We start from the raw sequence: 14,772 nt of genomic DNA on the forward strand, positions 1-14,772 counted from the left end.
GCTCGGTTCAGCGCTGCTGCTGGCTCATCTTGTAGACATAGTCGTTCCACTGGACTTCCTGGCTTTCGCCATAGCCGGTGCGCCCGTCCCAATCCCATTCGACAAGGCCGATATGGCAGGTGATGTTGGACCATCCGCCCCAGATGGTCTGCGCCACCAGCTTGCCGCGAATATGATAGGTTTCGCCCCGGTCATCCTCAAAGCTGTAATCATGGGTGATCGGGCCGAACTGGTCGGGGGTGCGGGTCGTGATCTTGGACGCATTGCGGATGCGGCGCTGCTCGCCCTTCACCACAACCCAGCCATCATTGAAGATGCGCGTGGGCACCGGCATGATCCCCTTCCATTCGGGGTTGCGATCCGGGTCGTCATGCGATCCGACATTGAAGGCGAAATCCTCGCCGAAGGCACCCGTCACCCAGGTATAGGGCGGCGCGGGATTGTGATTTTCCGGCCGCGCCTCGCCCCAGCTGCGATCGCGCACGGCATGGCAGTCGACCTTGTAGCGCTCGCCGCGCAGAACCAGATCGCCGGTCACATGCATCACCTGTTCGAAATGCTTGTTGTTCGCCCGCATGATCGGCACGCCGATCGCGCGCAGGTCCACGTCGACACTGGTTTCACGCACCGGATCGTCAAAAGTCATGCGCACATGCTCCAGCGGCTTGATCGCCTGCACGCGCATGCTGTTGGGCAACTGAATATCGCTGCCGTCGCCCACCACATTCATCGCCATATAGTCGCGATAGTCGAACAGTTCGCAGGCCAGATGGCTCTGCTTGATGCCCTTGAAGATCATCAGGCCCGAACTCACGGTCCCCAGCGTGGGATGCACCCAGCAATAGGCGAAGCAGTTGATCGCCGCTTCGGGCACATGAAAATTCCAGTACCATGTCTCGGTCAGCGTATCGACGGGATCGCCCACGCCATGATAATATTCGTCCTGCGGGACATGCGATCCAAAGCCTCCGCCCAGATTGCTGTTCCAGTCGGTATCGGACATCAAGCCTCTCCATTTGCGCCGTCATCGGCCTTTGCCCGATCATTAGGATGCTTACGCACCATATGCTAGCATAATTTACTGCAGGCTGGACCGACGGACATCTTGTATGGTAGCATACCATATTGGAATGCGAACCCGCAGCCAAGGGAGACGGATGATGGCAGTCATTGCCGAACGGGATGTGGTCAAAGGCTATGGCAGCAAGGATCGCCCCTTGCTGAGCGAATTGTGGAGCCGGGACAGTCGCGGACCCAATGCCGCCATGCAGGCGCGCGGCGACCATCAGCCGGACAATCGGCAGATTGATTATGCGCGCTATTATGACCCCGCTTTCTTCCAGCAGGAACTGGACAAGATCTGGAACCGCCAATGGCTGTTCGCCTGTCGGGAGGAGGATATTCCACAGGTTGGCGACCGGGTGCCACTGACAATCGGTCCCAACAGCTATTTCATCGTGCGGTCGGACACGGACGGTTTCAAGGCGTTCTACAATAGCTGCCTGCATCGCGGCACCATGTTATGCGCGAAGAAAGAGCAGGCCGAAACGATCCGCTGCCCCTATCATGCCTGGGAATGGAATGTGGACGGGCGGCTGAAGCGCATTCCCAGCCATTGGGATTTCCCCGACATTACCCGGTTGAACGGCGCTTTGCCGGAAGTGCGGCTGGAACGCTGGGGCGGCTTTATCTTCATCAATGCCGACAAGGACGCGCTACCGCTGCTGGACGCGCTGGGACCGATGCCCGCGCATTTCGCCGCCTTCGCGCCGGAAAAGCGCTATACCAAGGCGCGCTTTCGCAAGCAGGTCCGCGCCAATTGGAAAATCACGCAGGAAGCCTTTCAGGAATCCTATCATCTCTACGCCACGCATCCGGAAGGCGTGCCCTTCACCGGCGACAGCCAGTCGCAATATGACATTTTCACCACGCCGTTGGGCGCGGTCGGGCGCGAGGCGGTGCCGTCCGCCGTGCCCAGCATGCATGCAGACTCCTCGGCAACGGCGCATGCCGCCGCCATGGTGGCGGCGCAGGTGCAGCAGATGTGGCATTATCCCGACGCCACCTTGCCCGACATCGATCCGGCGAGGGATGTGCGCGCGCAATTGGGCGACTGGCTGCGGCAAAGCTATGAGCAGAGCTACAACCGCCCGATCACAGAGAGCGATGCGGTCATGATCGATAGCTCGCTCTATTTCCTTTATCCGCACTTTACCCTGTGGCTGTCGGAATCGGTGCCCTTCGTCTACCAGTTCCTGCCGCATGAAAGCGATCCCAATCTCTGCTATTTCGACGTTCGCCTGCTGATGCCCTGGCGTGAGGGCGAAGCCCGGCCACCGGCCGCCGAACCGATCGAGATCGGCGCGGACGAAAGCATTGCGGAGAAAGCGCCGGCCTATGGTTTCCTGGCCATGATCTTCGATCAGGACATGAGCAACCTGCCACTGGTTCAGCAGGGGCTGAAGGCCGCCAACCCCGCCGCCCCCTATTCGCGCCTTGGCGCCTATCAGGAAGGCATGATCCAGGCGTGGCACGAACTGATCGACCGCGATCTGGCGCGCTGATCAAAAGACGCGGGGAAGGAGCGCCCCTTCCCCAGACAAAAAGAGAGGCAGTCGGGATTGCCCCGGCCGCCTCTCTTTTTGAACGCTGGTCGATTCAGAATTTAAAGACCAGTTCCCCGCCATAGGTGCGCGGCGCGCCCGGTGCGCTGGCGAAGGCCGAACCCGATGCCTGCGCATAATAGTTGATGTTATATTTCTTGCCGGTGATGTTCTTCATCCAGAAGCGCAGGGTCAGATGCTCCCAGCGTTCCGGGGTGAAGCCGACTGCGCCGTCCAGCAGGAAGCGCGACGGCTCCTTGATCAGATTGTCCGCGTCCCAGTTGAAACTGCTGGACCAGTTGCCGGTCAGGTCGAGCGTCATCTCGCCCGCGCCCTCAATCTCGCGGACATAGCTGGCGCCGCCGCTAAACTTCCATTTTGATGCATAGGGCATGCGATTGCCGCTGCAATTAATGCTGATCTGGTCCAGATTGCCCGGCGCGGTCGGCGACGGCACATAGGATGCGCAATCGAGCGTGCCATTGCCGTCGACATCGCCGAAGTTGCGGAATTTGGCGTCCAGATAGGTGCCGCCCAGCCGCAGCGTCAGCCCCTGCGCCACCACCGTCGTCAGATCAAACTCCGCGCCCTTGGTCCGCGCCGATCCGGCATTGGCCAGGAACACCAGCCCGTTGCGCTGCGCCTGAATCTGCGGATTGCTGATGTCGTTCCAGAACAAAGCCGTGTTGAAGCGCACCTTGCGATCGAACAATTCGGTTTTCAGCCCGATTTCATAGGCATCGACAATTTCTGGATTTAGCGATTTGGTGTCGAGCGGCAAGGTGTTGAATGTCCCTGCCTTGTAACCGCGGCTATAGGAAGCATAGGCCATCACATCGTCATTGAACTTGTGATCGCCAGAAATCTTGTACGTCCATTTCTTGAATGTCTTGGACGCGGATGGATTGTCGCCATCGATGATGGATATGCCGTTGGGATTGCCGAAATCATTATGCGCGTCGAACTGCTGCGCGCGCAGCACGAACGGATCGGGACCGAAAATACCGGGGAAGAAGGTGACGTCGGTGTAGCCCGTGCCGCGCACCTTATCGACGGTATAGCGCAGGCCTCCTGTCACATTGGTCATTTCGCCCAGCGGCACCGTGACCTGCCCGAAGCCGGCATAGGATTTGACCTTCTGCCGCCCGACGATCTTGATCACGTCGATGCCATTGGCATTCTGGCCGGGGCCACCGATATAGGTGGGATCGAAACCGCCATCGGCATTGAGATAATAGGCGCCCAGTATCCAGTTGATCTTGCTGCCAGCGGCCGACTTCAGCTGAAACTCCTGCGAAAACTGCTTGTCGACGATGTTTAGGTCATAGACCAGCCAGTCATAGTCCGAATAATTGCCGGACGAATGATAGAGCTCCTTATTGTGGCGATAGGCGGTGATGCTCACGAAATCGGCAAAACCCAGTTCCTGATCGATCCGCGCGGAAACGCCCCAGCCTTCGGAGGCGTCATATTGCTCTTCGGCCAGCGACACATCGTAAAAGTCGAGCGCAGGCAGCACCTGCGATGGCACCGGCGCTTCCGGGATCGGCCCTGCGCCATTGTGCGCCGGATCGGGCGATCCCCCCACCGTGCCGGGGAAGGGCCGGGAATAGATGCCGATCTGGCTCCAGCTATTCTGATAATAGCCGATCAGCTTGACCGCGGTCGTATCGGTCGGCTCCCACAGCAATTTGCCGCGCAGGCTGATGCTATGACCCTTCCAATAATCATTGCCGCCATCCTGATAACCTTTGGACGTATCCAGTTGATCGACCAGCTTCTTGTTGCGGCCCCAACCCTGATCCTGATTATGCCAGCTCATCGAGAAATTCGCGGCCAGCCGATCGGTGATCGGCATATTGCCATAGAATTTCAGGTCCATCGTCTCATAATTGGCATAGCCCATCCGGGCTTCCAGTTCGGCGTCCTGGCTCGGATCCTTGGTGTAGATGGAAATGACGCCGCCCGATGCGTTGCGGCCGAACAAAGTGCCCTGCGGCCCCTTCAGCACTTCGACGCGGTCGACGCTGGCCAGATCGAAGAAGGGAAAGCCCGCGCGGATGAAATAGACGTCGTCAATATAGACGGGAACGCTCGCTTCATTACCAGCAGTCGTCACCGGATTGCCGATGCCTCGAATGAAGGTCGTGACCGTGCCGGTCGCCTGCCCGATCTGGAGCGCGGGGTCGATGCGGTTCAGTTCCTGAACGCTGGTAATGCCCTGCGACACCAGCGCTTCGCCGCTGACCGCCGTCACCGACAAAGGCGTATCCTGCACATTTTGCGACCGCTTCTGCGCGGTGACGACAATATCCTGCAGCTGGTAATTTTCTGATTGCGCTTCCTGCGCCTGCGCCGCTGTGCCGGTCAGGCCGACAAGGGTCGCAACGGAAGCCAGCAGCGCAGCCTTGCGCGCGCCGTTGATGCAAAGATCACGAACGGATCCAGACATGGACATCCTCCCTCTGTATATCTTGTTGCAGATGCGCCTTTTCCGGCGCGTTTTCTGATGCAGCAACATCTGCTACCGGCGTCCGGTGCAGCTTTTCTTATGGTCAACAGGGTTGGCTCGCCCTACTGCGGCGCCAGACATCCTCCCATATTTCCGCCCGGATTTGATTCGCGTCCATTTGATATGGATACAAGCCGTATGCTCGCAAACTATACGCTTATTTTTGGAGAACGCAATGCGTTCTATGCGCCGGTCCATCCAAATTAGCGATCAATAAGGATGCGCATCCCACCAGGGGAAAAAGGATGGCATATCCTCCGTCACGCGGTTCGGAAACAGCGGGTCGCGCTTTTCCAGAAAGCTCGCCACCCCTTCACGCACATCCGCCGCGCGCGCGCGCGCATAGATGCCGCGGCTTTCGATCCGGTGTGCGTCCATCGGATGCCCCATGCCTAGCGATCGCCACAGCATCTGGCGCGTCAGCGCGACAGACACCGGCGCGCTCTGAGCGGCAATCTGTCGCGCCAGCGCCAAAGCGGAGGGCATCACCTCTTCGGGCGGGTGCAGCGACCGGACCAGCCCGGCGCGCAATGCCTCCTGCGCCGGGAATGTCGCGCCGGTCAGCGTCCATTCCAGCGCCTGGGCTATGCCCACGATCCGCGGCAAGAACCAGCTCGACGCCGATTCCGGCACGATCCCCCGCCGCACGAAGGGCAGCGCGAACTTCGCCTCATCCGAAGCCAGCCGAAAATCGGCCGCCAGCGCCATGGTGACGCCCATGCCCGCTGCCGATCCATTGAACGCGACGATCACCGGCTTCAGACACTCATAGATGCGCAGCGTGATCAGGCCGCCAAAGTCGCGAGTGGCGGGGTCCGACCAGTCCGCCACATCGTCCAGCTCGGCCGACGAGAGCGAGGATTGCCCCGGCGACAGGTCCGCGCCCGCGCAAAAGGCGCGCCCCGCCCCGGTCAGGATCACCGCCCGCGCCGCATCGTCGCGATCGACCCGGTCGAACAGGGCGGTCAGATCCAGCGCCATCGCCCGGGTAAAGGCATTCAGGCGATCCGCCCGGTCGATGGTGATGGTGGCGACGCCGTCGGCAACGTCGAACAGGAAATGTTCGGGGTCGTCCATAGCCTCGCTCCCTCCTCTCAGGCGTCCTTCAGCGCGCCGATCTCGACATTGGCCAGCCCCTGCTCCCCGGTTTCCTCGCAATGGACCCGGCACATATTTTCGACGTTCAGATAAACTTTGGCGCCGGGCTTTTGCGAATGCAGCGGCAACCGTGCAAAGGCGTTCCCGACATCGGCGACCAGCGTGTAGGGCTTGCCGCTCAATGTCGTCGTGCGGAAAATGACCTTGTCGGGCATGCCCTCCGGCCCATCCCCGACATTGTCGATCTCCAGCGCCTTGATCACCTCATTGCCTTCGGGCAGGGCGATATAGCCCTCCGCCGTGCGGCTTTCAGGACGGATGACGTTGCGCACCCGCATCAGGTGAAAGCCCATCGACGGGAAGTTGAAGAAGGACCAGTTATGATCCAGCGTCATCTGGTCGTTGCGCATGCCCCAGCTATGATCGCGATAGCCCGATCCGTCGACGTCGATCGACGTGCCGGCAAAGTCGCCCGACTTGAAGGTGACATTGCCCGTCGCATTCATGCACTGCCCCTGATGACGAAAGCTGTTGCGTTCGAAAGCGGTATTTTCGGAAATCGAAAACCAGTCGGGATTGACGTCGGCGCAGGCCTGAAAGTCGAACAGATGCATGCGCCGGGTGAAGACCAGCTTCGCAGCGACCTTGTCATCCTCATATTCCACCACAAATTCCGCCTGCGGCTTGACGAAATCGATTGTCAGGTCGCCATAATGCAGCGTCTTGGCATGTTCGAAGGGCGACGGCATCGGCACTTCCTTGCCGCTGATGATTTTCTGCCCCTTGTGCAGCACGGTGAAAGAGGCGAAGGCGCGATCATAGGTCGGCTCTGCCGTGCAATGGGCCAGACAGCAAATGTCCCGGTCCGGGTCCATGAACACCCAGAAATAATTCTCCTTCCAGCGCAGCCAAGCGCGGGTGGGAACGCTGTGGGGATAATCCTCGTGCAGCAGCATGTCTCTCTCCAATCATCAGAATATGTCGATTAAAAGTCGCCATTTGGTGCGATAGTGTATTATCAATTTGCAATCGAAACGGGCCGCGCTATTGGCAGATTTCGGGCCAATGCATCAGGTTGGGCCGATCCATTTTTGCGTGAGCCAAGGACGATAATGCCCAGGAAACAGACCAGCCCGGCCAAGGAAGCCAAGTCCGCCTCCCGGCCAGTGGTGAAGCCCTTCCGCTTCGGCTTTCTTGTGCATGACGTGTCGCGCATGCGCCGCACGCTGTTTGACGATGTCATGCGGTCGCGCGGCGTCACCCGGTCGCAATGGTCGGTGCTGGCCACCCTGTCGCGCGTCGGCGCGGACGGGATGATGCAGGTCGACATCTCGCGCCATATGGATGTGGGCAAGGTGACGATCGGCGGCCTCATCGACCGGCTGGAGGCGGCCGGCTATGTCGAACGGCGTCTGGATGCCGAAGACCGGCGCGCCCGGCGCGTGTTCATCACCGATCAGGGCTATGAAGTGATTGCCGAAATGCAAAAGGTCGGCAGCAAACTCAACAAATCGATCCTGGCAGGCGTTTCCCCGGAGCATCAGCGCATCACCGAAGAAACGCTGGCGCTGGTGAAGGCCAATATCCGGGATATGTTGCAGAACGACTGACACGGAAAGGATCGGCACGGCGCATCATCACTCCGGCGACAGGCCGTCCGCGCGTTCCAGCGCCTGCGCCAGAGCGCCCAGAAAGTCGCCGGCCGGGCCACCGTCGATGGTCCGATGATCCACGGTCAGCGACAGGCCCATCACGGATCGCACGACCAGCGTCCGCCCATCCCCGTCCACCCATGGCTTGGGCGCGATCCGGCCAAGACCAATGATCGCCTGCTGCGGATAGGTCAGGATCGGGGTGAAATGCTCCACCCGCGTCAGCCCCAGATTGGTGATCGTCACCGTCGCGCCGGTCAGTTCCGCGATCGTCAACTTGCCCCGCTTCGCCCGGTCCACCAGATCCTGACGCACCACCGCTATTTCGGACACCGACAGCAGCTCCACATTGGCGATCGCCGGCGCGACCAGCGCGCCCGGCAGGGCGATGGCGCAACCAACATGCACTTCATCATGCAATTCCACACCGGCCGCCGTTTCCACGCCGTTGAACGTAGGGAAACGGGCCATCACCCCGGCCACAGCCTTGGCGATCAGATCCTCGAATCCGACTTTGACGCCTGCCGCCTTCCATGCCCCGCGCGCCTCCATCAACGCCGTCGCGTCGATGTCGCAGAAGAAACTGAGTTGCGCCGTCTTGGCCAGGCTTTCGCTCATCTTCTGCGCGATGATGCCGCGCATGCCGTTCAGTTTCACAAGGTCGGTGACTGCCAATTCGCCTCTCCCTTCAGCGTCAATATAATTTGCATATATACGATATTGATGTTTATCAACTGCCATTCATCAGGAGAAGGCGATGACCGACGGCGAGTTTAGCAGGATCGTGATTGACGATGGGATTGCCATCCTGACGATCCGCCGGCCCGAGCGGATGAATGCGTTGCATCCTGCCGCCCATTATGAATTGTCCGACGCCTTTGATCGGCTGGCGATGACGACCGATGTCCGCGTCGTCGTCGTCACCGGCGCTGGCGATCGCGCCTTTTGCGCCGGTTATGATCTGAAGGACAATTTGGAAACCGGCGTCATGGAATTGCCGCCGACGGGCTTTGCCGGCTTCAATGCGCGCTGCGACTATCCCCTGCCGGTGATCGCCGCCGTCAACGGCATCGCCATGGGCGGCGGCTTCGAACTGGCGCTCGCCTGCGACATCATCGTCGCCGCCGACACCGCCAGTTTCGCATTGCCGGAACCGCGCGTTGGCTGGGCGGCGGTGGGCGGCGGCGTGCAGCGCCTGCCCCGCGCCGTGGGCATGAAGCGCGCCATGGACATCATCCTGACCGGGCGCACCGTGGACGCCGGCGAAGCCCATGCCATCGGCCTGGCAAGCGAAGTGACGCCGGCCGCCGATCTGCGGCCCGCCGCGATGCGTTGGGCTAGCCAGATCGCGGCCTGCGCCCCGCTGGCCCTGCGCTGCGCGCGGCAGGTGGCCTATGCCGCCTTCGACATGCCGATCGAACAGGCGCTCGATATGCGCCATTTCCCCTTATCCAACGCCGTTCTCGCCAGCGAAGACGCGATCGAGGGCAAACGCGCCTTCGTCGAACGGCGCGCACCCAACTGGTCGGGCCGCTGACTGGCCCGGCAACAGGAGCAAAGCCATGACCTCCAACCTCGATCGCACGCTCGATTTCATTGCAGTGTGGAGCCGGATCGATCTCGACGCGATCCTCGCCGTCATGGCGCCCGATTGCCTCTATCATAATATGCCCTGGGCGCCGTTGCAGGGGCATGCCGCCATCCGGGAAGGACTGGCCGCCTTCCTCTCCGGCGCGCAGGCGATCGACTGGCGCGTGCATCATGCGGCGGAAAATGCCGACGGCGTCGTCCTGACCGAACGAGTCGACCGCTTTCTGATCAACGGCCAATGGATCGAAATGCCGGTAATGGGCACCTTCGAATGGCAGGCCGGCCTGTTGACGCATTGGCGCGATTATTTCGATTCCGCCCAGTTTCAGGCGGCCATGGCCTCCATCGCTTAAAAGCCGCCGCCACGGCGCGCCATCGCGCCCATCGCCGTGACGATGCCAAATCCGCCTTTATGAACAACGCCCATTGCAGCATCGCTCATAAACATATAGTACGCATACTGACGAAACGATAACGGACTATATGGAGCGGACGCAGATGGCCATCGGGGTTGGGATTATTGGCGTGTCTCCCGGCAGGAGCTGGGCGGCGCTGGCGCATATCCCCGCACTGAGGGCGCTGCCCGACTATGAGGTCCGCGCGCTCAGCACCACGCGGCAGGAAAGCGCCGATGCCGCCGCCGCCGAATTGGACGTCGCCAAGGCCTATGACAATCATCAGGCGCTGGTGAACGACCCCGCTGTCGATCTGGTCGCCGTCACGGTGAAGGTGCCGCATCATCTGGAACTGGTCACGGCCGCGATCGCGGCGGGCAAACATGTCTATTGCGAATGGCCGCTGGGCAATGGCCTGACGGAAGCCGAAACCATGGCGGCGATGGCGCTGGACAAAGGCGTCGTCGGCGCGGTCGGCCTTCAGGCCCGCTCCGCCCCGGCGCTGCGCTATGTCCGCGATCTTGTCGCCGACGGCTATGTCGGCGAAGTGCTGTCGAGCACGCTCGTCGGTTCCGGCATGAACTGGGGCGCGTTCATCGACCAGCCCAACGCCTATACCGCCGACAAGGCGAACGGCGCGACATTGCTGACCATCCCCTTTGGCCACACCATGGATGCCGTCGCCCAATGTCTGGGTGAATTTTCCTCGCTTCAGGCGCTGCTCGCCAACCGGCGCGACCATTTCACGCTGGTCGAGGACGGATCGCAACAGCCGATGACCGCAGAGGACCAGATATTGGTGTCCGGCATGCTGGAAAGCGGCGCGACGATGGCCATCCATTATCGCGGCGGCTTTTGCCGCGGCACCAATTTCCGCTGGGAAATCAACGGGACGGAGGGAGACATCGTCGCCACCGCCGATGCCGGCCATGCGCAGATGTTCCCCATCACCCTGCATGGCGGCCGGGGCGAGGACAGGGCTTTGCAACCCCTGCCGGTGCCGTCCGATTATAAATGGACGCCGTCCGACATTCCGCCCTTCGCGGAAAATGTAGCGCAGGCCTATGCCCTGCTGGCCAGCGACCTGCGCGACGGCACATCCCATTGCCCCACCTTCGCCGACGCCGTGCGGCGTCACCGCCTGATCGACGCGATCGAGCGCGCGGCGGTCCGCGGCGCGCGGGTGTCGCTGTGAAACTTAACATGCAACAATCATGACAGTGAGGGAAAGACTATGAGTCTGCTTGAAGGGAGAGTCGCCATCGTCACCGGCGGCGGGCGCGGCGTGGGCCGCACCTATGCGCTGAAACTGGCCGAATATGGCGCGAAGGTCGTGGTGAACGATCTGGGTGGTGATGCATCGGGTGGCGGCGCAGACCTTACCCCGGCGCAGGAAGTCGTCGCGGAAATCAAGAACAAGGGCGGCGAAGCCGTCGTCAATGGCGGCGATGTGTCCGACTGGAACAATGCAAAGGATATGGTGGCGCAGGCTGTCGACACATTCGGCCGGCTCGACATCCTGATCAACAATGCCGGCATTCTGCGCGACCGCATGCTGGTCAACATGACCGAGGATGAATGGGACATCGTCGTCAAGGTGCACCTCAAAGGCACCTTCGCGCCGACCCATCATGCCGCCAATTACTGGCGCACCGAAAGCAAGGCCGGGCGTCAGCCCGACGCGCGCGTCATCAACACCACGTCGCACTCGGCACTGTTCGCCAATATCGGCCAAGCCAATTATGCGGCGGCAAAGGGCGGCATCGCCAGCTTCAGCCAGGTCGCCGCGCGCGAATTGCAGCGCATCGGCGTCACCGTGAACGCCATTGCGCCGCGCGCCGAAACCCGCATGACCGCGGGCCTGCGCGAATGGACGCCCGAACAGCTGGCGCGGCGCGACCCCGAATGGATCGCCGGTTTCATCGCCTGGCTCGCCAGCCCGGAATCCGCGCAGGTCAGCGGCCGCGTGTTCGAAGTCTGGGGCTATGGCATTACTGTTGCCGAAAGCTGGCAGCATGGTCCCAGCTGCGAAGCGTCGAAGGACCCGACCGTGCTGGGCGAACGGATCGCAAAGATCCTGAAATTCGCTCGCTCCAATGCCGGCATCAATCCGGGCGAATGGCTCGATCCTTAATAAGTGAGGGCGGGACGGCGGGCGCGTGCAGGCGCCTCCCGTCCCGCCACAGTACGGAGACTATCCCCTCATGTCCCTCGACGCGCTGTTCAGCCCGCTGACCATGGGCACGCTCGCCATGCCCAATCGGGTCGTCATGGCCCCACTTACCCGCGCCCGCGCCAGCGCCGCCAGCGTGCCCTTGCCGATCCAGGGCGAATATTATGCCCAGCGGGCCGACGCCGGGCTTATCATATCGGAAGCCACCGCCGTCGATCCGCTCGGCATGGGCTGGTATCGCGCGCCCGGCATCTGGTCGGATGAAATGGTGACGGCGTGGAAGGGCGTAACCGATCAGGTCCATGCCGCCGGCGGGCGCATCTATTGCCAGCTCTGGCATATGGGCCGGCTGGTGCTGCCCGACTATCTGGGCGGGGCGCTGCCGATCGGTCCGTCGGCCATTGCCGGTGAAGGCGAGACGATGGCCCCGCCCACCGCAGACTATGACGGCGGCTTCCTGCCGATGAAGCCCTATGTCGTGCCGCGCGCAATGCGCCAGTCCGACATCAACTATCTGGTCGCGGCCTATGGGCGGGCGGCTGCCAACGCGATGGCGGCCGGCTTCGACGGCGCGGAAATTCACGGCGCCAATGGCTATGTCATCGACCAGTTCCTGCAATCGAAGACCAACCAGCGGCAGGATGGCTATGGAGGCAGTGTCGAAAACCGCGTGCGATTGCTGGACGAAGTGATCGGGGCGGTGACGGCGCATGTCGATCCGGGCCGGGTCGGCCTGCGCATCAGCCCGACCAGCGAACGCAAGGGCATGGGCGACGCCAATCCCGCTGCCCTCACCGAAGCGATCGGCGCCCTCGCCCAGCGCCATGGCCTGGCCTATATCCACCTGATCGAGCCGGTCGCATCGGGCTTCATGGAAAAGCCGGACTATCCGGTGATCGCCCATCTGCGCGCCATGTTCGCCGGCGCGATCATCCAGAATGGCAGTTTCGACGCCCCCACCGCCGTCGCGCATATCGAAGGCGGCAAGGCGGACGCCATCTCCTTCGGCCGGCCTTATATCGCCAATCCCGACCTCGTCACCCGCCTGCGCGAAGGCCATCCTCTAGCCCCGGCGAATTTCGACTATGCCTATGTCGGCGATGCCAAAGGCTATACCGATTATCCGCCCTATGGCTGATCGGGCAGGTTAAAAGCCCAACTCCCCCTGTCGCGCCCGTGCGGACGCCGGCGGCGGGGCTGATGGCCGGACAACCAGCGCACGGGCAAGGCCGGTGAGCGTATAGACCGCCTGCCGCTGCGCCCCGCGATTGAGATGATCGACGCGAAAGCCCTGATAATGGCGGCGTAGCAACCCGGCCGCCACCAGTTCGGACACCGCTCGGCTGAGGTTGGACTTGCCCGATGCGCGCACGCGCAGCTTCACCTCTTCCTCGATCGCGGCGGTGCTGGGCGTCTCGCCCTGCTTCGCCATTTCCGCCCGCACCCGCTCGGTCAGCGCCAGCCGGCGCGGATCGCGTCCCCCCATCGGCGTCAGCGCGTCGCACAGCCAGTCCCGCAAGCCCACAAGCCCGCCATCCTGCGCCACCAGCGGCCCGGCGCTGCCATCCGGGCGGGCGACATCGGCGATCAGGGTCAGCAGCATATAGGCGTAGCGCGGGCGGGAACTGGCATGGGCCAGCCGGTCGAGCAAAGCCGAGCGATCACCATTGCAGGCGGATCGAGGCTGAAGGGACCCGTGAAACATAACGGGTAGGAATCAAGCACAAGAGCGGACCAAAGGGAATCCCTCTCGAGTCGTTCCTGCGATTTTTGTCGCGAGTGACACTTTGCCCGGGGGTAAAGTGTCACGGAGCGAACAGGCCGCAGGGTAAAGTGTCACAACCGCCACTTTACCCTGCGCGCGCTTCACGCCGCCGTGTGGGATCCGCGCCGCTTGGCCCAGGAGGATTCGATATGCTCGCGCATCGCGCGGGCCGCACTATCCGGGTCGCCCGCCGCGATCGCATCATAGATGCGCCGGTGCGCCGCATGGGTGTCGCGCACATGCGCCACGCTCAGCTTGCCGGCATAGCCATGGGTCTTGAGCGCCTTGCCCTGAATCCCGTCGATAATCGCCTTGCTCAGCCGGTCGCCCGACATGCGCATGATGATATCGTGGAAATTCACATCCTCATGCACATAGGCGGCCGGCATTTCGACCAGCCCCTCCAGCTTGTGGATCTGGGCCGACAGTTCCGCGATGCTGTCCGGCGTCGCCTTTTTCGCCGCCTTGCCCGCCATCGACGCTTCCAGCGACGATCGGATTTCCGACAGATTGTCGAGGTAGGACAGGCCGTCCTCGCGCCGGAACAACGCCGCCAGGATCATCGGGTCCAGCAGGTTCCAGTCGCGCGAATCCCGCACGATCGTCCCACGCCCCTGCTGCGACACCACCAGCCCCTTTTCGGTCAGCGCCGTCGTCGCCTCGCGCACCACCGTCCGGCTCACGCCATACAGGTCGCAGAGCATATTTTCCGGCGGCAATGCCGTGCCCGCCGGATACATTTCGGTCACGATCGCATTGACCAGATCTTCGACCACCGCTTCCGCCAGTCGCGGACGCCGCCTGACCCTCTGCGTCGCCGCCAGCCCCCCGCCGGCCAGTCTATCCTGCATGTTTTTTACGCCTTTTCTCATGCTCGCGCCCTGCACGGCGCTCTTTTCGACGGTGGACCCGATTGACAAGCGCCGTCAAGACTTGTCAAACAACATAGATAATACATAATATGACTCGTGGCCGGCTGGACCG

Annotated in this window: 14 protein-coding genes; 7 read left to right on the forward strand and 7 right to left on the reverse strand. The window is 62.0% G+C overall.

The features are described from left to right. Positions 1–7: 7 nt before the first annotated feature. Positions 8–1,003, reverse strand: a complete 996-nt coding sequence (locus ACFOKF_RS20360) for a DUF7064 domain-containing protein (RefSeq protein ID WP_380798308.1) — start codon at positions 1,001–1,003, stop codon at positions 8–10. A gap of 154 nt (positions 1,004–1,157) precedes the next feature. On the opposite strand from ACFOKF_RS20360, the gene ACFOKF_RS20365 reads away from it, so the two are divergent. Beyond that, positions 1,158–2,564: an aromatic ring-hydroxylating oxygenase subunit alpha gene (locus tag ACFOKF_RS20365; protein ID WP_380798309.1), complete on the forward strand. Its 1,407-nt coding sequence runs from the start codon at positions 1,158–1,160 to the stop codon at positions 2,562–2,564. A gap of 94 nt (positions 2,565–2,658) precedes the next feature. Here the strand turns inward: ACFOKF_RS20365 and ACFOKF_RS20370 are convergent, their stop codons facing one another. The 3 genes from ACFOKF_RS20370 to ACFOKF_RS20380 all read right to left on the reverse strand — a co-directional run bounded on the left by ACFOKF_RS20370 (position 2,659) and on the right by ACFOKF_RS20380 (position 7,169). Further along, positions 2,659–5,055 carry a TonB-dependent receptor gene (locus tag ACFOKF_RS20370; protein WP_380798310.1) on the reverse strand — a complete coding sequence of 799 codons (2,397 nt, stop codon included), beginning with the start codon at positions 5,053–5,055 and terminating at the stop codon, positions 2,659–2,661. 270 nt (positions 5,056–5,325) lie between these two features. After that, complete coding sequence (locus ACFOKF_RS20375) at positions 5,326–6,192, reverse strand: crotonase/enoyl-CoA hydratase family protein (RefSeq protein ID WP_380798311.1); 867 nt, start codon at positions 6,190–6,192, stop codon at positions 5,326–5,328. 17 nt (positions 6,193–6,209) lie between these two features. Beyond that, positions 6,210–7,169, reverse strand: a complete 960-nt coding sequence (locus ACFOKF_RS20380; RefSeq protein WP_380798312.1) for a hypothetical protein — start codon at positions 7,167–7,169, stop codon at positions 6,210–6,212. 156 nt (positions 7,170–7,325) lie between these two features. Here ACFOKF_RS20380 and ACFOKF_RS20385 point away from each other — a divergent pair, with 156 nt between their 5' ends. Continuing rightward, positions 7,326–7,823, forward strand: coding sequence for a MarR family winged helix-turn-helix transcriptional regulator (locus tag ACFOKF_RS20385; protein WP_380798313.1), 498 nt, complete (start codon positions 7,326–7,328; stop codon positions 7,821–7,823). Positions 7,824–7,850: 27 nt separating this feature from the next. Here the strand turns inward: ACFOKF_RS20385 and ACFOKF_RS20390 are convergent, their stop codons facing one another. Then, positions 7,851–8,540: a 2-oxo acid dehydrogenase subunit E2 gene (locus tag ACFOKF_RS20390; protein WP_380798315.1), complete on the reverse strand. Its 690-nt coding sequence runs from the start codon at positions 8,538–8,540 to the stop codon at positions 7,851–7,853. An 82-nt stretch (positions 8,541–8,622) separates the two neighbouring features. Here ACFOKF_RS20390 and ACFOKF_RS20395 point away from each other — a divergent pair, with 82 nt between their 5' ends. The 5 genes from ACFOKF_RS20395 to ACFOKF_RS20415 all read left to right on the forward strand — a co-directional run bounded on the left by ACFOKF_RS20395 (position 8,623) and on the right by ACFOKF_RS20415 (position 13,161). Further along, the gene (locus ACFOKF_RS20395) at positions 8,623–9,402 is read left to right on the forward strand and encodes an enoyl-CoA hydratase-related protein (RefSeq protein WP_380798317.1); all 780 of its coding nucleotides are present in this window, start codon (positions 8,623–8,625) and stop codon (positions 9,400–9,402) included. Positions 9,403–9,427: 25 nt separating this feature from the next. Then, positions 9,428–9,808, forward strand: a complete 381-nt coding sequence (locus tag ACFOKF_RS20400) for a limonene-1,2-epoxide hydrolase family protein (RefSeq protein ID WP_380798318.1) — start codon at positions 9,428–9,430, stop codon at positions 9,806–9,808. A gap of 145 nt (positions 9,809–9,953) precedes the next feature. Continuing rightward, on the forward strand, positions 9,954–11,045 hold the full coding sequence (locus tag ACFOKF_RS20405) for a Gfo/Idh/MocA family protein (protein ID WP_380798320.1): 1,092 nt from the start codon (positions 9,954–9,956) through the stop codon (positions 11,043–11,045). A 39-nt stretch (positions 11,046–11,084) separates the two neighbouring features. Next, positions 11,085–11,984 carry an SDR family NAD(P)-dependent oxidoreductase gene (locus tag ACFOKF_RS20410; RefSeq protein ID WP_380798321.1) on the forward strand — a complete coding sequence of 300 codons (900 nt, stop codon included), beginning with the start codon at positions 11,085–11,087 and terminating at the stop codon, positions 11,982–11,984. A gap of 70 nt (positions 11,985–12,054) precedes the next feature. Next, positions 12,055–13,161 carry an alkene reductase gene (locus tag ACFOKF_RS20415; RefSeq protein ID WP_380798322.1) on the forward strand — a complete coding sequence of 369 codons (1,107 nt, stop codon included), beginning with the start codon at positions 12,055–12,057 and terminating at the stop codon, positions 13,159–13,161. Between the two features lie 9 nt (positions 13,162–13,170). Here ACFOKF_RS20415 and ACFOKF_RS20420 read toward each other — a convergent pair whose 3' ends face one another. Together ACFOKF_RS20420 and ACFOKF_RS20425 are read right to left on the reverse strand one after the other, a co-directional pair. Continuing rightward, positions 13,171–13,728 carry a hypothetical protein gene (locus tag ACFOKF_RS20420; RefSeq protein ID WP_380798324.1) on the reverse strand — a complete coding sequence of 186 codons (558 nt, stop codon included), beginning with the start codon at positions 13,726–13,728 and terminating at the stop codon, positions 13,171–13,173. A 161-nt stretch (positions 13,729–13,889) separates the two neighbouring features. Beyond that, a complete protein-coding gene (locus ACFOKF_RS20425) occupies positions 13,890–14,639 on the reverse strand; it encodes a FadR/GntR family transcriptional regulator (RefSeq protein ID WP_380798326.1) in 750 nt (249 codons plus the stop codon). Positions 14,640–14,772 lie beyond the last annotated feature (133 nt).

It is taken from the genome of Sphingobium rhizovicinum (assembly GCF_042647625.1).
GTDB classification, from domain to species: Bacteria; Pseudomonadota; Alphaproteobacteria; order Sphingomonadales; family Sphingomonadaceae; genus Sphingobium; species Sphingobium rhizovicinum.